At 64.4% G+C, this 22,289-nt stretch carries 16 protein-coding genes; 12 read left to right on the top strand and 4 right to left on the bottom strand.

From position 1 onward, the window contains the following. Positions 1-11: 11 nt before the first annotated feature. Positions 12-725, bottom strand: a complete 714-nt coding sequence (locus tag BLT40_RS06115; protein WP_090352271.1) for a YdcF family protein — start codon at positions 723-725, stop codon at positions 12-14. 119 nt (positions 726-844) lie between these two features. Here BLT40_RS06115 and BLT40_RS06110 point away from each other — a divergent pair, with 119 nt between their 5' ends. The 12 genes from BLT40_RS06110 (at position 845) to BLT40_RS06060 (ending at position 16,219) form a co-directional block, all read left to right on the top strand. Beyond that, positions 845-1,468, top strand: a complete 624-nt coding sequence (locus tag BLT40_RS06110; protein ID WP_079521339.1) for an XrtA/PEP-CTERM system exopolysaccharide export protein — start codon at positions 845-847, stop codon at positions 1,466-1,468. Between the two features lie 11 nt (positions 1,469-1,479). Beyond that, the gene (locus BLT40_RS06105; protein WP_090352269.1) at positions 1,480-3,009 is read left to right on the top strand and encodes an XrtA system polysaccharide chain length determinant; all 1,530 of its coding nucleotides are present in this window, start codon (positions 1,480-1,482) and stop codon (positions 3,007-3,009) included. 3 nt (positions 3,010-3,012) lie between these two features. Beyond that, on the top strand, positions 3,013-3,777 hold the full coding sequence (locus BLT40_RS06100) for a P-loop NTPase family protein (RefSeq protein WP_254857260.1): 765 nt from the start codon (positions 3,013-3,015) through the stop codon (positions 3,775-3,777). Between the two features lie 28 nt (positions 3,778-3,805). Further along, a complete protein-coding gene (locus tag BLT40_RS06095; RefSeq protein ID WP_090352266.1) occupies positions 3,806-5,170 on the top strand; it encodes an outer membrane beta-barrel protein in 1,365 nt (454 codons plus the stop codon). A 2-nt stretch (positions 5,171-5,172) separates the two neighbouring features. After that, positions 5,173-5,892, top strand: coding sequence for an alpha/beta hydrolase family protein (locus tag BLT40_RS06090; protein ID WP_176809119.1), 720 nt, complete (start codon positions 5,173-5,175; stop codon positions 5,890-5,892). Beyond that, on the top strand, positions 5,892-6,725 hold the full coding sequence (locus tag BLT40_RS06085; protein ID WP_090352261.1) for an alpha/beta hydrolase family protein: 834 nt from the start codon (positions 5,892-5,894) through the stop codon (positions 6,723-6,725). The genes BLT40_RS06090 and BLT40_RS06085 overlap by 1 nt, the downstream gene beginning before the upstream one ends. Continuing rightward, positions 6,722-7,726, top strand: coding sequence for a UDP-glucose 4-epimerase GalE (gene galE, locus BLT40_RS06080; protein ID WP_079521334.1), 1,005 nt, complete (start codon positions 6,722-6,724; stop codon positions 7,724-7,726). Before BLT40_RS06085 ends, galE begins: the two co-directional genes overlap by 4 nt. Then, positions 7,723-9,462 carry a hypothetical protein gene (locus tag BLT40_RS20240; protein WP_176809118.1) on the top strand — a complete coding sequence of 580 codons (1,740 nt, stop codon included), beginning with the start codon at positions 7,723-7,725 and terminating at the stop codon, positions 9,460-9,462. The genes galE and BLT40_RS20240 overlap by 4 nt, the downstream gene beginning before the upstream one ends. Continuing rightward, a complete protein-coding gene (locus BLT40_RS06075; protein ID WP_176809117.1) occupies positions 9,459-11,006 on the top strand; it encodes an oligosaccharide flippase family protein in 1,548 nt (515 codons plus the stop codon). Before BLT40_RS20240 ends, BLT40_RS06075 begins: the two co-directional genes overlap by 4 nt. Then, complete coding sequence (locus BLT40_RS06070; protein ID WP_090352256.1) at positions 11,003-12,133, top strand: GNAT family N-acetyltransferase; 1,131 nt, start codon at positions 11,003-11,005, stop codon at positions 12,131-12,133. The genes BLT40_RS06075 and BLT40_RS06070 overlap by 4 nt, the downstream gene beginning before the upstream one ends. Before the next feature lie 591 nt (positions 12,134-12,724). Then, the gene (locus tag BLT40_RS06065; protein ID WP_176809116.1) at positions 12,725-14,566 is read left to right on the top strand and encodes an RHS repeat protein; all 1,842 of its coding nucleotides are present in this window, start codon (positions 12,725-12,727) and stop codon (positions 14,564-14,566) included. Positions 14,567-14,686: 120 nt separating this feature from the next. Then, positions 14,687-16,219: an RHS repeat domain-containing protein gene (locus BLT40_RS06060; protein WP_090352252.1), complete on the top strand. Its 1,533-nt coding sequence runs from the start codon at positions 14,687-14,689 to the stop codon at positions 16,217-16,219. Positions 16,220-16,804: 585 nt separating this feature from the next. On the opposite strand, the gene BLT40_RS06050 is transcribed toward BLT40_RS06060, so the two are convergent. The 3 genes from BLT40_RS06050 to BLT40_RS06040 are packed head-to-tail and all read right to left on the bottom strand — an operon-like array spanning position 16,805 to position 22,247. Next, on the bottom strand, positions 16,805-19,891 hold the full coding sequence (locus BLT40_RS06050; protein WP_090352250.1) for an efflux RND transporter permease subunit: 3,087 nt from the start codon (positions 19,889-19,891) through the stop codon (positions 16,805-16,807). After that, entirely contained in the window at positions 19,891-20,979 is a 1,089-nt protein-coding gene (locus BLT40_RS06045) for an efflux RND transporter periplasmic adaptor subunit (protein ID WP_090352247.1), read from the bottom strand. The genes BLT40_RS06050 and BLT40_RS06045 overlap by 1 nt, the downstream gene beginning before the upstream one ends. Further along, a complete protein-coding gene (locus tag BLT40_RS06040) occupies positions 20,976-22,247 on the bottom strand; it encodes a TolC family protein (protein ID WP_090352244.1) in 1,272 nt (423 codons plus the stop codon). The genes BLT40_RS06045 and BLT40_RS06040 overlap by 4 nt, the downstream gene beginning before the upstream one ends. Between the last annotated feature and the right edge of the window lie 42 nt (positions 22,248-22,289).

The following is a 22,289-nucleotide window of genomic DNA, read 5'->3' as shown; positions in this document are numbered from 1 at the left end:
ACCGCTACGGGCTATATCCATTGGCGGCGTTCGTAGATCCATAAGGCCACATACTCGTGCAGAGCACGAGCGGTCAGGGTGAGCGCGCCGCGCGTTGGAATCCATGGTGGCGCCGCGGCCAACATGGCATGACGGTCGTCGGCGGCCACAGGCGTCACCTCGATACCCTCACGCCGGAAGCATCCGGCTGCCCGGCGCATGTGAACCGCCGAGGTCACCAGCAGTATATGGTGCAGGCCTTCCGCCTCGAGGATGGCGGCCGAGTTGCGCGCGTTCTCGTGCGTGTTCCGGCTGGTCGCTTCGATGCGCAGATCGCCATCCGGCATGCCCGAGTGTCCGAAGCCCTGCGCGAGGTCCATCGCCTGATCGCTGCCCGACACCAGCACCAGCGGTGCCCATCCGGCTCGCCATAACGACAGTCCCATGCCTGCCCGGGTCGTCGTGTGTGACCAGTCCCCGACCGGAAGCTTGCCGCCGCCAAGCACGACGATCGCATCGGCGTGCCGCGGCGTCTCCGCTGCACCGGCCACCAGTCCATCGCGCAGACGCAACGCCAGCGCCGGCGTCGCGGCCAGCCAGATCCATATCAGCGCGATCGCTGCGAGTGCGCACGCCGCACGCGGACGCCGACACAGCACGAACGCCGTCGAACACAGAGCCAGCAGCAACGCTTGCACGGCAGGATGGAGGAGGCGTGCGGCGATATCCATGTTGGACGCGATCATGGCGTAAAACGCCGAGGATCACCCGTCGGTCGAATGGCATAGGCGGGCTGTTGAATGGACGCGGCCCCCGGTTGAAATGACGATACGGACCGAGCGAAGTCACAGGGGTAGGTGTCCGTATGAAGCGTTGGAATCGCGTCGCCGCCGTCGCAGCCACTCTCTGGCTGACGGCCTGCGCCACCGGGGGAAGCAACCTTCCGCCACCGAAGATGGACGCGACCAGCCCGGTCGTCGCGTCCTATCTGATCGGCGTGGACGACCAGTTGCAGATCACCGTCTGGCATAACCCGGACCTGAGCGTCAGCGTGCCGGTCCGTCCCGACGGCAAGATCACCGTGCCGCTGGTCGGCGACATCGCCGCCGGTGGGCGTACGACCGATCAGGTCGGTGCGGAAATTCAGCAGAAGCTGGTGCAGTACATCCGCGATCCTCAGGTCGCCGTGATCCTTACCGCATTGCGCAGCCATGAGTACCTGTCCCGTGTGAGGGTGACGGGCGCCGTGCGCAGCCCGATCTCCATGCCGTACCGGCAGGGCATGACGGTGCTGGATGCGGTACTCGCCGCCGGCGGAACCACCGAATTCGCGGCGCCCGATCGCACCGAGCTCTATCGGCACAACGAGGCCGGTGCCACCCAGGCATACGCCGTGCGGCTGGAAAAGATCCTGCAGCAGGGCGATCTGGCCAACAACTACCCGGTACAGCCCGGCGACGTGATCACCGTGCCGCAACGCGCGTTTTAAGGGGTACATCGATGAGCGGGGAACTCGTTCCTTTCGCGGGCATGCTGCCCGCACTGATCGGCGAGGCGCGCAGACGGCGCGTCGCGATGGGCGTCACCTTCGCGGTGATCGCGCTGGCCGCGCTGGGTATCGGTGCGGTATGGCCGAAAAAGTACGAAGCATCCACGACCATCCTCGCGCAGGACGCGAGCATCATCACGCCGCTGATGGAAGGCGCGGCGTCGGCGACGGCGAACAAGAACCGCGCCGGCATGGCACGCGACGTGATCTTCAGTCGCCGCGTGCTCGATGAGGTGTTGCGGACCGGCGGGTGGCTGGCCTCTTCACCGTCCCCCATCGAGCGCGACAGGCTCATCGAGAGCATCAAGGCACGCACGAAGATCGTCAACAACCGCGAGAATCTGATCACCATCAGCTATTTCGACTCCGACCCGCGGCGTGCCTTCGAGGTGACCCGTGCCTTCGGCCAGCTGTTCATCAGCGAGAGCCTGCTCTCCAAGCAGCGGGAAAGCCGCGACGCCTACGAGTTCATCAACAGCCAGGTCGAGGCCTATCGCGGCAAGCTCACCGACGCCGAGGACAAGCTGAAGGCGTATCGCGACGCCAATGCCGATGCGCGTCCCGGTAGCGATATCGACACCAATTCCCGCATCAGCGCCCTGCGTACGCAGATCGAGAACAACCGCATGGACGCGATGCAGAAGCATTCCCAGGCCGCGGCGCTGAATGCGCAACTCAGCGGCGAGTCCGAGGTCAACGCCGTGCAGACCGTCGGTGGCATCTACCAGGCCCAGCTGGCCGAGATGCAGTCGCAGCTCGACAAGCTCCTGCTCACCTATACGGACTCCTACCCGGACGTCGTCCGCCTGCGTCACCAGATCGAGGATGTGCGGACGCAGATGCAGAGCGCCGATGCAAGCCGTGCGGTGGGTGGCGGCACGGTCGACCGGATGGTCACCATGAATCCGGTCAACCAGCAGATGCGCGTGCAGCTGGCGACGATCCGCAGCGATGCCGCCGCCGCCTCGGCCCGGGTGAGCGCCAGCGAGTCGATGCTTCAGTCCGAGCTGGAGCGCAGCAAGCGCATCGCCAACTCGGAAAACGTGACCGCCGAGCTGACGCGCGACTACACGGTCAATCGCGACGTCTATCAGGATCTGCTCAAGCGGCGCGAGAACGCGCGCGTCTCCATGAATCTCGACGCCGAGCAGCGCGGACTGACCTTTCAGGTGCAGGACCCGGCCGTGTTGCCACTGGTGCCGTCGGGCCTGCGTTTCATGCACTTCGGTCTGGCGGGTGTCGCCTTGTCGCTGGCGGTTCCGTTCGGTCTGCTGTTCGCGGTGGCGCGTTTCGATCCCCGCGTGCGTTCGGTCGGCCAGCTCGAGCGGGCCACGGGCTTTCCCGTGCTGGCCACCATTCCGTTCTATCCCACGCCGCGCGACCGCCGCCGTGAGCACCTGCAGAACATGCTGCTGGCGCTCATCGTCACCGGCGTCGGTGCCGTCTACCTGCTGCTGTTCTGGTTGAGGATGAAGGGCTGACTCATGAACAAACTGGCCGCCGAACCGATCGAACCCGGGCATGCCGAGCACCCGCACGTCGACCCGCGTGCCACGCCGGGTCACTCCATAGCGCGCATGCGCGAGGCGGACGGGGCGCTGGCGCCGATCGACTGCGAGCGCAAACGCCTCATCCATCGCGAGGAGTCCGTCCGACAGCAGTCGGATGCCTTCCGGGGCATCCGCACGCGGTTGCTGGAAATGGCGGGCGAAAACAACTTCATCACCCTGGTCGTCGCGGTGAGCCCGCGGTCGGGTGCGAGCTTCGTGACGCGCAATCTGGCCACCGCGTTCGCTTTCGACGAGTCGAAGACGAGCCTGCTGGTCGACTGCAACCTGCGCTACCCGAATCAGCACAAGGCGTTCGGTATCGAGCCACGCACGGGCGGTCTTATCGATTTCCTCGAACATCCGTCGCGCGGCATCGCTTCGATCATGTATCCGACCGGCGTGCCGCGGATGCGCCTGATTCCCGCCGGCAGGTCGCGCGAGAACAGCGGCGAATACTTCTCGTCGTTCCGCATGCGCGCCGTGCTGGACTCGCTGCGTTGTCGCTACAGCGACCGCTACCTGTTCCTGGACGGTCCGTCGGTCAGGGGTTCACCCGACGCGCGCATCCTGGCCGACCTCGCCGACTTCGTGGTGGTGGTCGCGGGCTACGGACGCGATACGCCCGCGGCGATCAATCAGGCGGTGGCGAATTTCGATCCGGCCAAGCTGGCGGGCGTCGTCTTCAATCAGTCGCCGTGACGTGGACCGAAGGGCAGGGGGAGGGATCATGCCGGCATCGACCAGGCTCGCGCAGGCCATCGTGATCGGACTCACGGTCGCACCGACGGCGGTGCTTGCCGGGACCTTCGATTACACCCTGTATGGCGGGATCGAGCACAGCAACAACATCGCCTTGTCGTCGGACCGGCCCCTGAGCGAGAACGTGCTAACGCCTGGAGGGACATTCCAGTTCACGCAGCTGGGTTCGACGTTTCAGGCCAACGTGGCGGGAACCTTCGAATACCGTAAGTATCTCGAAAACCACTTCGATTCGCAGACGCAGACACAGCTCGGCGCGCAGGCCAACTGGACGATCGCTCCGGAGCGGCTGGATTTTTCGGTCGAGGACTACGCGGGCGTGCAGCCGGTGGATCAGCTGTCGGCCGACTCGCCCGACAACCAGCAGCAGACCAACGTGATCGTGCTCGGCCCTACGCTGCGCATGCGCTTCGGCGATGCGGCGCGCGGTCAGTTCGAATTGCGGTATATCAACAGCTACGCATCGAAAGTGGATGAATTCGATTCGTCCCGCGGCATGGCGGCTTTTCGTGTCTATCGCGATCTGAGCCCGACCGATCAGCTCTCCGGCAACGTGGAGTTTCAGCGGGTCGGTTTCACCCATCAGCCGAGCACGGCCGACTACGATCGCAAAGAGGCCTTCGTGCGTTACACGAGCACGCTGGCGCATTTCGATGCGGACGTGCTGGTAGGCGGGACGCGACTGTCGTTCGACCAGGGACGCAGCACGTCGGCTCCCGTCGTACGCCTGCAGGTCGGCTGGCAGCCGACCCTGCGCAACGCGCTGACCGTGGCGGGCGCTTATCAATATGCGGACGCCGCGCAGGATCTGATCACGACGCCGGGTGCCTACGGTGCGGGCCTGACCGCCGACCGCGCCGAAGCGATCGATCCGTTCGCCAACACGGGCGGACTGGGAAGGGGGGCGACCGGCACGGGCATCGGCGTGGGCAGCGCGGTGATCGGCTCGGAGGTGTACAAGGAGCGCCGTCTCGAAGCGACCTGGAACTGGCGCGGTGAGCGGCTGACCATGACGGTGTCGCCGGCCCTGAACAAGCTGAGTTATCTGGACGACCCCACCTTCGATCAGACGGGACGCGGGCTGAGCGTGGGTATCGGCTACCGGCTCAACCCCACGCTGACGCTCTCGGGCTTCGCCACCTATGACCGCGTCACCTACGACACGCTCAGCCGTAAGGACAACACGGTCCGGCTGGGCCTGGATCTGGGCAAACAGATCAATCGGCACTGGAGCTGGCACGCCTCCGTCGCACGCGAGCGGCGTACGAGCGACGCCGTGGGCCAGAGCTATCGCGAGGCGGAATTCTTCATCGGCGTGGTCTACCGGAGATGAGCATGCATGGCGACCTCGACCTGCCGTTCTTTTTCGGTGCCGACGACGGCCTGTTCGGCATGTATCACGCGGGTACGCCGACGGCGCGTCGCGCGTTGCTGATGTGCCCCTCGCTGGGGCAGGACCTGATCCGCTGCCATCGCCTGTATCGTCAGCTCGCGCAAGCGCTGGCGATGCAGGGAGTCCCCGTGTTGCGCTTCGACTACCACGGTACCGGCGACGCCGCTGGCGGCAGTGGCGAGGTGGACTGGTCGCGCTGCGTCGAGGACACCGTGACGGCCGCCGCGGAGTTGCGCAGACGCGCCGGTATCGATCGCGTCGTCGCCTTCGGTGCACGGCTGGGTGGCAGCATCGCCATGGCCGCGGCGGGTCGGGCCGGTTTCACGGAAGTCATCGCATGGGATCCCGTGCTCGATGGAGGCGATTACGTGGCGGCGCTGGACGCCATGCAGGCCGCCCTGCGCGAGGACGGCGAGCGCTTTACGCGACCGCGCAGCCACGCCGATGTGGCTGAGCAATGGCTGGGCTTCGACATCGGCGACAGCTTGCGGCGTCAGCTCGGCGCGTTACGCGTCGCCACGCCGGCCGTGCCTACGCTCGTGCTGGATGCGCAGTCGCTGGGTCAGTCCACCCCATGGAACGACTTGCGGCGACTCGAGACCGCGATCCTGTCGCAGCCGCTCATCCAGGCGGTCACCGGTCGCCTGAAGGAGGTCGCGTGATGCGTGAGGAAGCTCATCGATTCGGTCGTGCACGGCACCTGGTCGGTATCGCGGGTGTGCCGGAAGGCGCGCGCGGAGAGACCGGGGTCATCGTGCTGAACGCGGGACTGGTGCATCGCATCGGTCCCTTCCGGCTGCACGTGGAACTGACCCGCCAGCTCAACGCGGCTGGCTACCCGACACTTCGATTCGACATGTCGACGCTTGGCGACAGCGGTGCCACGGGCGGCGGCATGACCCGTACCCAGCAGGTCTGCGCGGATCTCGACGACGCGATGGTTCTGATGAAAAACCGGGCGGGTTGCGAGCGTTTCGTGCTGGTTGGCCTGTGTTCGGGCGCGCAGAACGCACATGTCGTGGCATCGACCGATCCGCGTGTCTCGGGAGCGGTATTCCTCGACGGATACGCGTATCGCACGCTCGGCTACAAGCTTCGTCACTACCTGCCGCGTGTGGCGGATCCCGGCCGCTGGGCGCGCTGGCTGCGCGGGCGTCCGGGTGGCGGGGGTACCGACAAGGCGGCACCCGAGCCCGTGTTCGCGGTGGCACCCGCGCCCCGCGATCAGGTGATCGCCGATTTCACCGGCATGGTGGGGCGGGGCATGAAGCTCTACCTCGTCTACTCGGGTGGCATCAGCAACTATTTCAATCACGCGCGTCAGTTCCGCGAGTGCTTTGGCAAGGTGATGAGCCATCCGTCGGTCACCACGCGGTACCTGGCCGAGACCGACCACACGTACATCCTCACCGGCGACCGCGCCCGTCTGCTCGACGGCATCGGCGGCTGGCTCGCCCGCAACTTCCCACCGGCCACGGCCGGGAGGTCTCCATGAATACGGTCCTGGTCACCGGCGGTGCCGGTTATATCGGCAGCCACACGGTGCAGCAGCTGGTCGCGCGGGGCGACCGGGTCGTCGTGATCGACAACCTCTCCACGGGATTCCGCGAGGCCGTGCGCGGCGCGTCCCTGGTCGAAGGCGATGTGGGCGACGGCGACCTCGTCTCGCGGGTTCTGGAAGCGCATCGCGTCGATGCGGTCCTGCACTTCGCGGCACATACGGTGGTGCCGGAGTCGGTCAGCGATCCGCTGAAGTACTACGGCAACAACACCTGCAATACCCGCAACCTGCTGGCGGCGTGTGCGGCGGCCGGCGTGGACAAGTTCATCTTTTCGTCGACGGCGGCGGTCTACGGTGCCACGGAAGCCGGCGTCGCCGATGAAACGACGCCGACGTGTCCCGCCAATCCTTACGGCACATCGAAGCTGATGTCCGAAACGATGTTGCGCGACTGGTGCGCAACGGGAGCGATGCGGCACGTCATCCTGCGCTACTTCAATGTCGCCGGTTGCGACCCGCTCGGACGCATCGGCCACAGCACTCCGCTGGCCACGTTGCTGATCAAAGTGGCGTGCGAACACGCCGTGGGCAAGCGTCAGTGCGTGTCCATCTACGGCACCGACTACGACACGCCGGACGGCACGGGCGTGCGTGACTACATCCACGTCGACGATCTGGCCGCCGCTCATCTGAGCGCGCTGGATCATCTGCGCGACGGTGGCGATTCACTCACCCTGAACTGCGGCTACGGGCACGGCTACAGCGTGCGCGAGGTCGTCGATGCCGTGGCGCGCGCGGGCGGCCATGCGCTCAACGTGCTGGAACTGCCGCGCCGGCCCGGAGACATCGGCAAGCTCATCGCGTGCAGCGACCGGCTGCGCGACGTGCTCGGCTGGCGACCGCGCCACGACGATCTCGACTTCATCGTCCGTACCGCCCTGGACTGGGAGTACCGCCTGGCGGGGTTGCACGCGCCTGTCGCGTCGGTCGCATGAACGCACGTTCCTTCCAGCGTCGGCGCGGCTGGCACGGGGTCGTGCGCGAGACACGGCGGGCGACGCCGGGCGCATCTCAAGCGATGTCCCGCCACGTGCTCATCGTCATCGGCCTTCTGCTTGCCGCCGTCGCGGCGGGCCTGTCACCCGTCAGCGGCGCGTCACCCGCTCCGGCAGGAGCGACCCTGGTCGCGAAACAACCCGGCCCCGGTACCCAGCAAATCACGGTAACCCGCCGCACTTCCGACACGACCCCCGTCCAGGTCACCGTAGGCATCCCTTTCCCACCCGACACCCTCCGCGACCCCAGGCTTCTTCGCATCGTCGACGTCAAAGGCAACGAAGTCCCCGCGTCCGTCATCCCGACCCTCCAGTGGCACACCGGCGCCGGCGGCATCCGCGCCGTCCGCGTCCAGTTCCGCGCCACCGCCGGGATTTATCGCTTCGAACTCGGCACACCTCGCGCGATGGACGCTCCCGGCTGGCCCTACGCGCAAGGCCTGATCGACGACAGGCCCAAAGCGATCGCCGTGCTCACGCCCGAATGGCTCACCGCCTCACTGATCGCCGGCCCGCAGTCGGTGGCCGCCCGCGACGAAGCCTACGCGCGCTACGTGGATGCGCAGTTCCGCTGGGCGAAGGAACTCCCGGTCAAGGACAGCACCGCCTGGCTCTTCGACCGGCCTTCCACATTGTTCAAAGCGTACGTGCGCACCGGCCGCGCCGATTATCTCGAGGCGGCCGAGGCGAGCTATCGCTGGTACATGGCGGGCATCAAGCGTGACGGCGTTCCAGTCAGCCCGTCATGCGCCGGGGGATGGCTGCCCGACGGCAAACCGTGCGACGTGAAGTACGTCTATATCGAACCCATCCTGCTCGCGGTCGCGCTGAGCGGAGACGACTCGATGCACGACGCCGCCCTAGTCGGCAAGATGGCCGACCTCTGGCACAGCGGCGGCTGGAACGGACCGCCAGGTCCATACCGGCACCCGACTGACTACTTCACCGAGCGACTTGCCGGCCTGGGTCTCATCGAGACCGTTGCCGCGTACGAGCTCACGGGCGATGCACGTTATCGCGATCGCGTACTCGCTCGCGTCGGCTGGCTCGACGAGCAGCAACGACATAACCCCGACGGGCTCGGCGACGACGGCTCCTGGCGCAACAGCTGGAACGTGCATGAAAACGATCCCGACGGTGCCGATGACGTACGCGGTGCCTCGCCCTGGATGAGCGAGAACATCGTGGACGGTCTCTGGCATGCATGGCTGGCGACGCAGGATCCGCGCATCCCCGCGATGATCACCGCCTTCGGACGCTACCTCGAACGTTACGGCTGGATCGACCCGGCGTTGCTCGTGCATCCGCACGACTGGCGCAATGAATGCTCGGGGCCGGGCGGGCAGATCGCCTGGTACTGGTCGTCATCGAAGGCGACACCGGCAGCCCTGATGAAGATCCAGGAGTCGGAAGGCTGGTACAGCGACGGGCACAACGTCGAACTTGGCCTCCCCGTCGCGGCCGCCTACTACTTCGAGACGGATCCGGCGCAGGCTGCGCTGCTGAAGAAGCGGTTTGCCGCCTTGTCGTCATCGTACGCCCCCGCATGCGCCGCCATCTCGGACACGTTGCGCCGGTTCAACTGGAACAACCGCGGTGCGGGGGTGGCGCAGTGGATGATGCGCCAGCCGGCGGGCGCGGGGCTGACCGACTCGCTTGCGCGGACGTCGCCATGACCCGCCGCCTCGATGTCCTGCGCAGCGTGGGCATCGTCACCGTGTCCACGTATATCGAGTACGCGCTTGGGCTGCTGATGAGCGTGTGGATCGCTCGCGCCCTGGGTCCGGGCGACTTCGGCCGCTATGCGTTCACCGTGTGGCTGTGTGGTTGGCTGATCGTCTGCTCCAACCATGCGCTGACCACGTCATCGACCAAGTTCATCGCCGAGGCGGATGGCATGGGCGACCCCGGGCTCGCGTCCAGTCTCGCGGCGCGCTTTTCACGCATCCAGACGTGGAGTTCGGCGAGCGTCATCGGTCTATTCCTCGTGATCGGCTGGTTGTTCCGGCCCGCCGAGTGGGATGCGTCCCTTCTACCGATCATGGCGCTGGTCGTCGTGGCCGTGGTCGCCAAGGCCAACTACGCGATGCTGGTGGCCATCGGCAAAGGACAGGAACGCTTCGAGCCCGAAGCGGTGGCGACGGTGATCGGCGGCATCCTGGGGATGTCGCTCGTGCTTGCGGCCATGCTCATGCATGCCGACCTGCTATCGTTTGTCGCGCTGTTCGCGGTGGCGTGCCTGATCCTCAACCTGGTCAACCGGCTGGTCTACCGCCGTTATTGCCGGGATTTCGCTTCCGGACCGATTCCTCCCACGCTGAATGCGCGGGTGAACCGCCACCTGAAACTCACGGCCGTGCTGGTGCTGATGGGCTCGTTTCGTGTGGGAACGATCGAGATCTTTCTGCTCAACACGTTCTCGGGATCGGTCGCGGTGGGTTACTTCGCGATTGCGGGCACGCTGACGCGCGGCGCGGTGCAGTTGTTCTCGGTCGGGCTCACGTCGACGCTGCTTCCCTACATGGCCAAGTCGTACGGGGAGAGCGGCAGTGCGCGCGCGGCGCGTTTTCTTGCCGAGGCGACGCGGTTCTACTGGGCGGTGGGCATCGCCATCGCCGGGCTCGGCCTCGTCACGACGCCCGAGATCGTGCGCCTCATGTACGGCACGCGCTACCTCGATGCGATTCCCACGATCGAGGCCACGCTGGTGCTGGGTGGGCTGCTGTTGATCGGCAACGGTATCGCGGCCTTTCAGACCGTGGTGGACCGACAGGATGACCGTGTACGCATCGCCACCGTCGCGCTCGTCGCCAACGCGGTTCTCGGTGTGGCGCTGATCCCCGTTCTCGGGCTATCCGGCGCAGTCGTGACTTACGCGGGGACACGTGTCGTCGAGATGGTGCTTGCGGTGCACTACCTGCGCAAGGCGACCAGCGGCGCGCTGCCGGTGGCGGCCATGGCCCGCCTGTTCGCCGTGGGCAGCGTGGCGACGCTGGCGGCATGGGCGACCACCGCCGCCATACCGTCACGCGTCGGCTTCCTCGGCGGCTGCGCCGTGTTCGTTGTGCTTTACGTGCCGGGTAGCGTGCTGGTCCGTTACTGGACCGGAGACGACGTGCAGCTGATGGCCGGCATCGGCCGACGCCTCGGCCGGCCGGGTCGCTGGTTGATCCGTGCCCTCGAATTCATCCCGCCGGCAGTGTCCAAGGCCAGCCCATGAGCTACGTCTGTTGCATCGTACGTTCCCTCGAAACCTTGCGCGGCTACCGCGATGAACTGGCCCGCGTCGCTGAAGGGCCCGGCGCGGCCAGCGGTATCGTGCAGCATCCGGACTGGATCGCGTATGAGGTCGAGAGTCGCCGGGATGGCACCGTGCCGCATCTGATCGTGGTGCGCGATGCCGGGGGGAGGGTGGTCGGCTATGCACCGTTGCTTGCGATCGAACACACGGCGCGGCTGGATCTCGCGGGGCGGCGTGTGCGCCTCTATCGCGGGGCGGCGTTGCGATTGCTTGGGTCTGGCGTCGTGGCCGGGGAGGCCGAGCGCGGCGTCGTCAGCGTCGCCGTGTCACGCCAGCTGGCGGGGGACAGCAGCGTCCGTGTGGTGCGCGTGCAGGAGGCGGACCTGCCCAATCCGTTTGCGGACTCACTAACTCGCGGCGGGTTTCGTACGGTGGCTGCGCATCTGCTGGATCAGCTGCACTGGTCGATCGATCCGCAGGTTTCGTCGGAAGCGTGGCTCTCGGCGATGGACAAGAAGAAGCGCACGGATCTGACCCAGCGTGTGGGCCGCGCCTATCGGAAGCTCGGCGGCGACGCGGCCTTGCGCACGTTCGACCGGCCCGAAGACATGCCCGAATACTGTCGCCTGATGAACGAGGTGTACGCGAAGACCTGGCACCATGCCGACCTGCCGATGGACTGGGAGGCGCCTGAGCGGGTCGCGCTGTTCGAAAGGCTCGCTGCCGCCAGGCAATTGATCGGTCATGTCGTGCTGCGCGACGGCAGGCCGCTGGCTTATGTCCACGGTTATCGCCTCGGTGGGACCTACCTCGTCGACGACCTTGGCTATGACGAAGAGGTGGCGAAGGTCGGCATCGGGTCGGTGGCCGTGTTTCAGGCAGTGCGCGCGCTGCTCGATCGTTTCCCCGGCGAGCGGATCAGCTTCGGCTACGGAGATAACCAGTACAAGCGACTGCTGGCGACGCGCGCGGAGGCTTGTGGCTCGTTGTACGCCGTGCGCGCGACCCGTGCGACGGCGGGCTTCCGGATGTATGCGCCGGTGCGATGGATTTACCGGGGACTGCATCGCGTTCGCTCGGATCTGCGGGCACGCCGCAAGGGCTGAATTGGGCAGGCTTGCGATGCTGGCATAGGTGCCAGTGGTCGGCGGCCGGCCCGTTGGCGATTCCGCATCACAAAGAAACGGTAGCCGTCTCATACAGGCATCTGGAGGCGGCTCTTGTGGGTGGAATTCCCCGGTCGATGAGGCAGATTTCTCGGTCGCATACATTTTCATCAAAAATCAGAATATTCGTATGTATTACGGATAAAGCTCTACCTACCCTTGCACCTCATCTAATGCGGCGACCTCTAGGCCGCCTCACGAGGGAGAGTTCTGTGGTGGAGAGAAGCAAAGGATTGCGGTTTACAGGTCGCATCGCTGCATGCGCCATGTTGAGTGCATCGATATTTACGGGCGTCGGTAGATCCGCCTCTTCGACGACGGCTGATATCGCCGCCTACAAAGACGGCTATTGGGTTTATCTGGAAGACGGAGCTTTTCATTATAGGGAAGTTGCGGATGCTGCGACGTCAGCCGTGGAATTTAGATGTCGGCATCCTCAGGGCTATTTGTCCGGTTCTAATCACCGAAACTGCACGGTGTCTTCGATCAACGTTGAGAATCACTCTGCTTCAAATGATGGCAGTGGTCTCGATGAATACGATCTGGTTTGGATTACAATGCGCTACGAAACCGATCAGCATCCTGAAGGGGTGTTTCAGTCCAATTATTGGGGAGCTCACGCTGTTCGGTCTTGCCCATCTGGATAAGCTGACATATCTGTACGACGAGCCGTCGTATGTAGTGTATGCCAATCGGTTCCTGACGGGAGTTATCGGGCCCGATGGACGTCGCTGGGCGACATTTTCATATGATTTCAATGGGCATGCGACGCGAACGACGCACGCTGGCGGGGCAGGCCTCGCCGTGGTCGAAGCAGGGCTGTCCGGTTCATCATCCAGCACCATAGCCGGTGGTGGAACCACCTCCTACCTATTCGCGGATGTCGCGGGACAGCCGCGCTTGACGCAGTTGACGACGCCAGCTGTGGCGGGCAGGACGCGAGCATCCCTATCAGTGACCTACAACGATGACGGAACACCTGCGACGGTCAAGGATCTCGATGGTTCGGTTACGACATACGCTTACGATCCGAAGACGCACCTAGAGACTGCCCGTGTGGAGGGCTTCGGCTCGTTGGTCGCGCGGACGATACGAACGGCATGGGATCCTGGCTTGCGATTGCCTGTTCGTATCGAGGCGCCCGGGATGTGGGAGGAGATGCGATACAACGGCGATGGGCAACTTCTTGAATATCGTAAAGGTAGCGCTGACGACTCGTCTTCGGCGGATGGAGAAAGGACTACTCGCTTTGCGTACCGCGGCGACGGCTCGATACTTAGCGTTGATGGACCGCGTGAAGGGGATGATGACACTTACAGGTTCGAATATTTCGAGGTCGACGCGCCTGGCTGCACGAATGATCCGAAAAACTGCACTTGGCGTGCGGGTGACATGAAGTCGGTCACGAGCCCGTTAGGGAATGTGCGACAGGTGCTCGCTTACGATGGCGCTGGTCGCGCGCTGTCTGTCTTGGACGAAAATGACGTACGTATCGATATCACCTATGACATTCTAGGTAGGATTACTTCCAAGTCCCGAGAATCAGGCGGTTCCTCGAATGATCCCAAGGCAGGCGTCGGCTATTCGTACGACGCAGCAGGTAACCTCGCGGAGATCGTTGACGCTGACAACGTGAAAACGAAGCTCGTCTACGACGACGCTAGGCGCCTTACGAGTATCGAATTGGCGAACGGTAGCCGCGTCGTTTACCAGCTTGATGCGCGCGGACTTAAGACGAAAGAGACAGTCTTTGACGCGAATGCAGAGATCGTCGGGGATCGATCGAGGATATTCGATGCACTCGGGCGCGTTCGCACGAAGGTCGATGCGAAGGCGCAAAAAACCGAGTTTACCTACGACGCGGCGGGCAGGCTTGCGAGTTGGAGAGACCCATTAGGTAGAGTCGTAACACGAACTTATGACGCGCTCGGAAGGCTCTCTAGGCAGGTGGCCGACCCCTCCGACAGTGCTTCTGGACTAAGCCTCGCATACGACGGTCTGGATAGGCTTTCGTCGTTTACGGACCCCAAGGGCCTGGAGACGATCTACCTACGGAACGGTCTCGGTGACTTGCTCCGTGAATCGAGTCAAGATTCTGGCGAATCGACGTTTGTTCACGATAATACGGGCGCGCTTCTTCGCAAGGGAACTGCCGATGGGCACAGCATGTTGCATAGGTACGATGTCGAAGGGCGGCTAGTCGGCATCACGGTGGATGGCTCTGTCTCAAAGACGTTCGACTATCACTCACCGCCAGCTTATTGCGGTGTCGATGAGAGGCATTCGGTAGGTCGGCTCGCGACTGCTACCGATGGTCTTGGCCATACCTCATATTGTTACAACGCTGCAGGACAGATTACGCGAAAGGTTTAAAGTGTTCGTGGACGAGATTTCTCAATACGGTATGCCTATTCGCCGGCCGGTCGCCTCAGGGCGATAACCTATCCCGATGGATCCACAGTCTCCTATGATCGGGATGCTTCCGGCAACGTCGTGAAGGTTTCGCTGAATATGATTCAGTACGGCGATTTCCCCATATTGACTGGCGTGCGTTGGAATGCGCTAGGAAAACCTCTTGAGTGGAGTTTTATGCCTGGAAGGAGAGTGATTCGCGAGTACGATTTGAATGGTAGAACGACGTCTATCCGATCGATAGGCACTAGCGGCCTTGATCTACGTTACGAGTATGATGCCGCAGGGCAGTTGGTGAGGACGCGTGATCGTGATGCCGAAGTTCAATGGAAATACGATCGTCTCGGACGCTTGGTCGAATCCAGTGATATCGCAGGGCCCGTCCAGAAGTATGCATACGATCTCACGGGAAATCGAACATCATTCACCGATGCCGCTGGGGTCCTTTCGTACGAATACCCCGTCGCCAGCCATCGACTCGTGCGTGCTGGGGATAGCGCGAGAGAATATGATGCATCAGGTCGTACTTCTACCGCCGGGGATGCACGGTTCACTTATAACGCTGACGGTCAAGTCGAAGACGCGTATGTTGGTGGGAAGCTAGTTGCTTCGTACGGTTACAACTCATGGGGTGAGCGCGTCTTAACCCGCCGGGGTTCGACTGAAACGATCACGGTCTATGACGAGAACGGTCACTGGATAGGCGACTACGCGCCAGATGGAAGGGCCCTTCGTCAGATCATCTGGATGGGTGATCATCCAGTAACGATTATGGATGGGACAAGGCTATACGCGATCGAGACTGATCATGCAGGTACGCCTCGCTCTGTCTACGACCGCCTACTTCGAAAAACGGTGTGGAGTTGGCCCGCGTCCGGGGAGGCGTTTGGCATGGATCCGCCGAACGAAGACCCCGACGGCGATGGGATTTCGTTCTCGCTCGATATGCGTTTTCCTGGGCAGCGATACGACGGATCCACTGGAGTCACTTACAATCACCTGCGCGACTACGATGCAAGCACGGGGAGATATCTCCAAAGCGATCCCCTCGGGGTTATGGGAGGTGCGAGCACCTATTCATACGCCTATGGTAGCCCGCTGGCGGGTAGTGATCCTCACGGGTTGCTGGTCAAGGCGACGTATTCGATTTCGGATAATGAGCTGACGGTTGAGGACCTGGATCACCCTGGCCGGATGTATTCGGTAGATGCGAGTTCTGGCGGAACGTTTGTTCGGTCCGGGTGGTTTGATGGCCGTCCCGAGCAACAGATTCCGGTCGGCCAGTATCAAATTCTCTCCCACAGGAGAGATGACTGGTTTCGTCTGGATCCTGTTGACGAGTTTCTCATGGATGATGTTCACCAGCCCTCGGGTCGACAGGCATTCAGGCTTCATCCGGGAACGAATAGCGTGGGGTGCATAACCGTGAATTCGCTTTCTCCGGAAGCTCTTTTTTATGGGGATGTCGTTGCGCCGATGATTCGAAACACATCCAGCGTTCAAATGACAGATTATTCTTCCAGGTCACTCATCCCAGGCGCTTTTCCGATACGTTACGGTGGCCCGGTTGAGACGCCAATCGACTATCTGGGAACTCTGGAGGTGAAGCCGTGAGGCAGGATGGCGCGATGGCATTCATTGGGACGGCGGCACTGTGGTTTACGCACGCGCTAGCGTTATTGGCTGTCGCCGTGTACGTGCTTTTTGTTGTCGCTAACTGGTTCGGTGCCTCGACAGCGTACTGGAAGGGCGCGCCGGCCGAGTACGGATGGCAAGCATGCGTTGTCCTCTATGTTCTTCCGATTTTTGGCCTCGCATTGATAAATGCAGTCAGATCCTACTTTCCGAGCTTAGTCGACAGTCGCGTCGCATCGCTCGTTAACTGGTTCGGGTCGCTTGGTGTGGCGTCGGCTGCCGTGTTGGTCTCGCTGCCGATTGCGTCCGTGAACGTGAGCTTCGGACATTGATGTCGCAAGCTGCGAATAATGTGTCCGGATACTCGCCTGGTTTGCATCGAGTCTGGTGAATCAGCCGCGCGTCATGACTAATCGGTGGGAGCCAACTTTGTCGGCGGTGGGACCTTGCGGCAAGCGTCCCAGTCGCCAATAGGGTTGGCTCCCACCAGAGCCGGCAATTCTCCCGCCACAGCCGGTAATTCTTCCACCATAGCGGGTAATTCTGCCACCGGAGAAGGACTCTTTACCGGCGTCGGGATCTCGCCTCCATCCACTCGTAGACCACGGGCAAGAGCACCAGCGTCAGCAGCGTCGAGGTGATCAGCCCGCCGGCAACGACGGTAGCCAGAGGTCGCTGGGTCTCGGCGCCGACGCCGCTGGACAGCAACATCGGAAGCAACCCCAGGATCGCTACGGTGGCGGTCATCAGCACGGGGCGCAGACGTAACGTGCTCCCTCGAAGCACGGCTTCGCGAAGGTCACCACCGGCGTCACGCTGCCGGTCCAGAAAGCTGACCAGCACGATGCCGTTGAGCATGGCCACGCCGAACACCGCGATGAAGCCGACCGCCGAAGGTACGGACAGATACTGCCCGGTGATGAACAAGCCGATGACGCCGCCGATGACCGCGAACGGCACGTTGGCAAGAATCAGCGCCGCATGCCGGAACGAGCTGAACGCGGTGTAGAGCAGCACGAAGATGCAGAAGATCGTCAGCGGCACGATCAGTGCCAGACGCTTCATGGCCCGTTGCTGATTTTCGAACGCGCCGCCCCACTCGGTGTAATAGCCTGTCGGCAGGGTGAGTTCCGAGGCCAGCCGTGCCTCCGCCTCACGCACGAACCCGTCGATATCCCGGCCGCGTACATCCAGTCCGATGACGGCGAAGCGTTGCAGCGCCTCGCGGCGGATGAACGAATACCCCTCGGCCTGGGTGACGCGGGCGACCTGGGACAACTGCACCAGCGCGCCGGTCGGCGTGCGTAGCGGAATGCGCCCGATCGTTCCCGGCGAGGCCTTGCTGGCGTCGTCCAGTCGCACCGCGATGTCGAAACGGCGTACACCGTCGATAAGGCTGCTGACGGGTTCGCCACCGATACCGTTGCGAACCACGGTGAGTACATCGTCGGCATTGAGTCCGTAGCGAGCCAGGGCGGTGCGGTCGACCTCGATGCGCAGCTGCGGTTTGCCGAGGTTGGCTTCGAGCGCCAGGTCGGTTGCGCCCGGTACCGTCGCCAGTACGTCGCGCGCCCGGGCACTGAGCCGGTCGAGTGTGGCCAGATCGTCACCGTAGATCTTCAGCGCAAGGGTGGCGCGGACGCCGGAAATCAGCTCTTCGATGCGCATCTGGATGGGCTGGGTGTAGCTGACGACCGCGGTAGGCAGCGCGTCGGTCAGCTCCTGCTGCATCGCCGCCTCGATGGACTCGAGCGTCTGGCCGTCGCGCCATGCCGACGCGGGCTTGAGCGGGGTGTAGACCTCCATGTAGTTCACGTCCGCGGTTTCGCCTTTCTCGGCGCGTCCGATCATGGCCAGCGTCGTTTCGACCTCGGGTACGTTGGCCTTGATCCGCTCGGCAACCTGACGCGAAAGGTCGATCGACTCCTCGAGAGAGGAAGAAGGGATCGACGTGATCCGCCACATGATGGCGCCCTCGCGCAGGTTGGGCATGAACTCCTTGCCGAGGAAGGGGATAAGGGCGAATGTGCCCAGAAGCACGACCACGGCGCCGCCCAGGACGATGCGCCGGTGGTCGAGCGACCAGTGCAGCAGACGCCCGTAGCGGCTCTTGAGCCAGCCGACGAGCCTCGTATCCCGCTCCGGTCCCGGCTTCAGAAGCAGAGCGGCGAGGACGGGGACCAGCGTCAGGGCGAGCACCAGCGAGCCCGCCATGGCGAAGCCGATGTTGAACGCCATCGGACGAAACATTTTTCCTTCCAGGCCCTGCAGCCCGAACAGCGGAAGAAAAACCACGATGATGATGAGGATCGCGAAGGCGACCGGTGTCGCCACTTCGCGAGCGGCCTTCAGCACAGCGGCGCCCCGGTCAACCGTGTCGCCCTGCGCGGCACGCTCGCCCATGATGCGGTGAGCGTTCTCCACCATGACCACCGCGCCGTCCACCATCATGCCGATACCGATGGCCAGCCCCGCGAGCGACATGAGGTTGGCGGACAATCCCCACCGTTCCATGCCGATGAAGGCGATCAGCATCGCCAGGGGCAGGGTCGCGACGACGATCAGGGCGCTTCGCAGCTCGCCCAGGAAGAGAAACAGCACGACGGCGACCAGCAGGGCGCCTTCCAGCAAGGCGCGCGATGCCGTACCGACCGCCGCGTCCACGAGGTCCGTGCGCTCGTAGACCGGTTTGACGACGGTGCCGGGAGGCAGCGCGCGACGCACCGTATCGAGCTTCGCCTTGACGGCGTCGACCACGCTCTTCGCGTTTTCGTCGGTGCGCGCCAGTGCCTGGCCCAGGACGACCTCCTTGCCATCGCGCGTGACCGCGCCGGTCCGGGGCGCGCCTGCCTCCACGACGGACGCCACGTCACGGATGTATACGGGAGTGCCATCGTCGCTCTTCAGCACGATGGAGCCGATGTCCTCCGCGTTGCGCAGCAAACCGACGCCTCGCACGAGGTATTGCTCCCGGCCGATGTCGATCGCGTTGCCGCCGACCTGTGCATTGTTCGATTCGACGGCCTGCATCACGTCCCTGAGTGCGAGTCGGTGCGCGACCAGGCGCATCGGATCGACGCGGACCTGAAACTGTCGCTCCTGCCCGCCCCACGATGTCACGTCGTCGACACCGGGTGCCGTGCGCAGCACCAGGCGGACGGTCCAGTCCTGCAACGCACGCAGGTCCATGTCGGATGCGCTGCCGTCGTCGGTCTCGACGGTGTACCAGAAGACCTGTCCCAGGCCCGAGGTATTCGGACCCATCTCGGGCTTGCCGTAGCCCTCGGGTAAACGTGCGGCGACCTGTTGCAGCCGTTCGTTCACGAGCTGGCGGGCGAAGTAGATGTCGGTGTCGTCATCGAAGTAGACGGCGACGTACGACAGCCCGAACAGACTCACCGAACGGATGGTTTCCACGCGGGGCAATCCGGCGAGGGCCGCTTCCACGGGGGTGGTCAGCAGGCGCTCCACGTCCTCGGCGGCGAGTCCGGAGGCCTCGGTGTAGACGTTGACCTGCACCGGCGTGACATCGGGGAAGGCATCGATGGGGAGCCGCTTCAGTGAGGCGACGCCAAGGGCGGCAATCGTCAGAACGCCCAGGATCACCAGCAGTTTGTAACGGAGGGAGAGTTCGACGAGACGGACGAGCATCAGTCGTCTCCCAGCTGCGAGCGCAGGAGGCGTGCTTTCAGGGCGAAGGCGCCTTTGCTGACGTAAGCGGCTCCCGCGGTCAGGCCACGGCGCACGACGGTCCAGCCCTCGCGTGTTTCGCCGACGTCCACCGCCATGGGCTCGAACGTTCCGGCCTCCTTGCCGCGCACGAACACCGTCGGTTCGTTTTTCAGCAGCACCACGGCTTCCGCGGGCACGGCGAGAACGCTGGCGTTCGCCGATGTGGCGATACGCGTTTCCACGAGTTCCCCCGGGTGGAGCAGGTCGTCCCGGTTGTCGACACGAAGGCGCACGCTGGTGGTGCGTGTGGCCTCGTCGGTCCGATGCGCGCGCTGGATGACGCTGCCGGGCCGTTCCGTTCCGTGCGCGACGATGGTTGCGGCCGCGCCGGGCCGTATCGCATCCGCGGCAGCGGGCGGGAGACGCGCTTCGACCCAGACGGTGTCCTCGGTGACCAGCGTGAACAGCGGTTTTCCCGCTTCGATGCGCTCGCCCACGAGGAAGTCGTCGGTCGTAATACGGCCGGCCTTCGGTGCGATGAGCTCGAACTGGCCGTCCGCGGCCGCTGAACCCCGCGCGACGATACGAGCGATCTGTCCGTCGGTCAGTCCGTAGGCGCGTAACGCGGCGCGCGCCTGGTCCCGGGCGATCTTCGCTTCGCCGTAGCGACGCCCCGAAACGGCCTGAGGACCCAGCGCGGAGACGCGTGCCCAGTCCTGGCTGGCGACGATGAGGCGGCCCTGGGTTTCCGCGACCTCGATGCTCGACAACACGACCAGCGGGGTGCCGGCGGCGACGACGTCGCCGAGCTTCGCCTTTCGCTCGACGACCTGGACGGCGACGCGTGGCGAGACGATCAGGGTGGAATAGGCGTCGACCCTGACTTCGCCCGGGGCGGTGAGGGTGTCGGTCAGCTGGCGGGAGCGAAGCGTGTCGACGACGATGCCGGCATCGGCGATGGCCCGCGCGTCGAGTTTCAGCGGGTTTGCCGCTTCTTCGGCGCGTGCGGGTAAGAGGGACAGTGCCATCGCGAGCGCGAAAGCGGTCTTCAGAACGGGTCGATTCATGGGGTGGCATCCGTTGCGGGGCCGTCGATCCACTCGGGAAGACGGCCGGCGGCGGCGAGGTAATCGAACCAGGCCTGCCAGGTCTGCGCTTCCAGCGTGAGCGTGGACAGCGCGGTATCGAGGTTCTGCTTGAGCTGGACGAGGTAGTCGGAGGTGTCGAGTTCACCGGCCTGCCAGAGGCGTTCGAGTAGCGCGGCGCGCTCGCCCAGGGCTCCCGTTCGGGCTTTGCGCAGTGTTTCCGCGGTGCTTCGTAATACGCGATAGGTCATGGCGGTCTGACGTAGCGTCGCTTCCGCTTTCCATGCGGTCGCCTGTCGATCGGCGAGCGCGGCATCCGCTTCCGCCTGCGCCGCCATCACCTCGGCGCGGCCGGTGTTGCGCACCGGCAGCGGCATCGAGACGCTGATGCCGATGACCGGATCGCTGCGGCTACCGCTGCGGACCCGCCCGCCCGTGAGACTGATCGTGGGATCGGACAGTCGCGTGCGGCGGGCCACGGTGACGGCCGCATCGAGGCGTTGCTGCTCGGCACGGGCCTGCCGCAGTTCGAGGCGGTCGTCGAGGGCCTGTGCATCGATGCGATCGGGGCTAGGGGGCAGCGCCTCGGATAGCGCAGGCCATCCGGCGGCCTGCCCGTCGTCTCGTTCGCCGCCGATAGCCGTCACCGAGGCCAGCGCCGCCGCGAGTTGCCCCTCGATAGCGGCTTGTTCGATGCGCGCCTCGGCCAGTGCCTGCGCGGCCAGATCCCGCTCCGGTGCGCTGATGTCACCGACACGCAGACGGTCCGCGGCGAGATGGTCGAAGCGTGTCATCGCCACGACGCGTTCCTCGCCAAGGCTGCGCTGCCGCCGTGCGAGTTCGGCCGAGGCCCACGCCTTGAGCCATTCGGCGGCGATATCGCGACGGCGCAGCGCGTAGGCGGCCTCGCTGACGCGTAAGGCGGCTTCGCTTTCGTCGACCCGGGCGCGTCGCTTGTCGCTCAGATCCAGCGACAGGCTGGCCGATGCCGTGCGGCGATCCACATCGGCGTTCTCGCCCTCGAGGGACAGCGTAGGGTTGTAGACGGGCTGCGCCGCGGCGCGGACACGGGCTTCGGCGGCGCGTCGCTGGGCGTCCGCCGCCTGGATGGCTGGGTTGTCGGCCCACAACGCGTGGATGCGGTCACGCACGGCGGGCGATGCGCGGTCGAGCGGCGGAGCGCTCGCGTGGCCCGCGGCGCACAGGCACACGCACGCGGCGCCGGAAAGCGCGATGCGTAGAGAAAACATGGATGGATCTCCGGAAGAACGGACGCGAATCGACGCGACCGC

Source organism: Dyella sp. 333MFSha (genome assembly GCF_900102405.1).
GTDB classification, from domain to species: domain Bacteria; phylum Pseudomonadota; class Gammaproteobacteria; order Xanthomonadales; family Rhodanobacteraceae; genus Luteibacter; species Luteibacter mycovicinus.
The sequence above is the reverse complement of the archived record's forward strand: the minus strand, read 5'-3'. Positions and strand labels throughout refer to the sequence as shown.

What these genes read in the sequence shown, in the direction of transcription:
- BLT40_RS06100 (WP_254857260.1), top strand. Translation starts at nt 3,013, where the DNA reads ATGAACAAACTGGCCGCCGAACCGATCGAACCCGGGCATGCCGAGCAC.
- BLT40_RS06045 (WP_090352247.1), bottom strand. Translation starts at nt 20,979, where the DNA reads ATGAATCGACCCGTTCTGAAGACCGCTTTCGCGCTCGCGATGGCACTG.
- BLT40_RS06085 (WP_090352261.1), top strand. Translation starts at nt 5,892, where the DNA reads ATGCGTGAGGAAGCTCATCGATTCGGTCGTGCACGGCACCTGGTCGGT.
- BLT40_RS20240 (WP_176809118.1), top strand. Translation starts at nt 7,723, where the DNA reads ATGAACGCACGTTCCTTCCAGCGTCGGCGCGGCTGGCACGGGGTCGTG.
- BLT40_RS06075 (WP_176809117.1), top strand. Translation starts at nt 9,459, where the DNA reads ATGACCCGCCGCCTCGATGTCCTGCGCAGCGTGGGCATCGTCACCGTG.
- galE (WP_079521334.1), top strand. Translation starts at nt 6,722, where the DNA reads ATGAATACGGTCCTGGTCACCGGCGGTGCCGGTTATATCGGCAGCCAC.
- BLT40_RS06090 (WP_176809119.1), top strand. Translation starts at nt 5,173, where the DNA reads ATGCATGGCGACCTCGACCTGCCGTTCTTTTTCGGTGCCGACGACGGC.
- BLT40_RS06065 (WP_176809116.1), top strand. Translation starts at nt 12,725, where the DNA reads ATGAATACGATCTGGTTTGGATTACAATGCGCTACGAAACCGATCAGC.
- BLT40_RS06040 (WP_090352244.1), bottom strand. Translation starts at nt 22,247, where the DNA reads ATGTTTTCTCTACGCATCGCGCTTTCCGGCGCCGCGTGCGTGTGCCTG.
- BLT40_RS06115 (WP_090352271.1), bottom strand. Translation starts at nt 725, where the DNA reads ATGATCGCGTCCAACATGGATATCGCCGCACGCCTCCTCCATCCTGCC.
- BLT40_RS06095 (WP_090352266.1), top strand. Translation starts at nt 3,806, where the DNA reads ATGCCGGCATCGACCAGGCTCGCGCAGGCCATCGTGATCGGACTCACG.
- BLT40_RS06070 (WP_090352256.1), top strand. Translation starts at nt 11,003, where the DNA reads ATGAGCTACGTCTGTTGCATCGTACGTTCCCTCGAAACCTTGCGCGGC.
- BLT40_RS06050 (WP_090352250.1), bottom strand. Translation starts at nt 19,891, where the DNA reads ATGCTCGTCCGTCTCGTCGAACTCTCCCTCCGTTACAAACTGCTGGTG.
- BLT40_RS06105 (WP_090352269.1), top strand. Translation starts at nt 1,480, where the DNA reads ATGAGCGGGGAACTCGTTCCTTTCGCGGGCATGCTGCCCGCACTGATC.
- BLT40_RS06110 (WP_079521339.1), top strand. Translation starts at nt 845, where the DNA reads ATGAAGCGTTGGAATCGCGTCGCCGCCGTCGCAGCCACTCTCTGGCTG.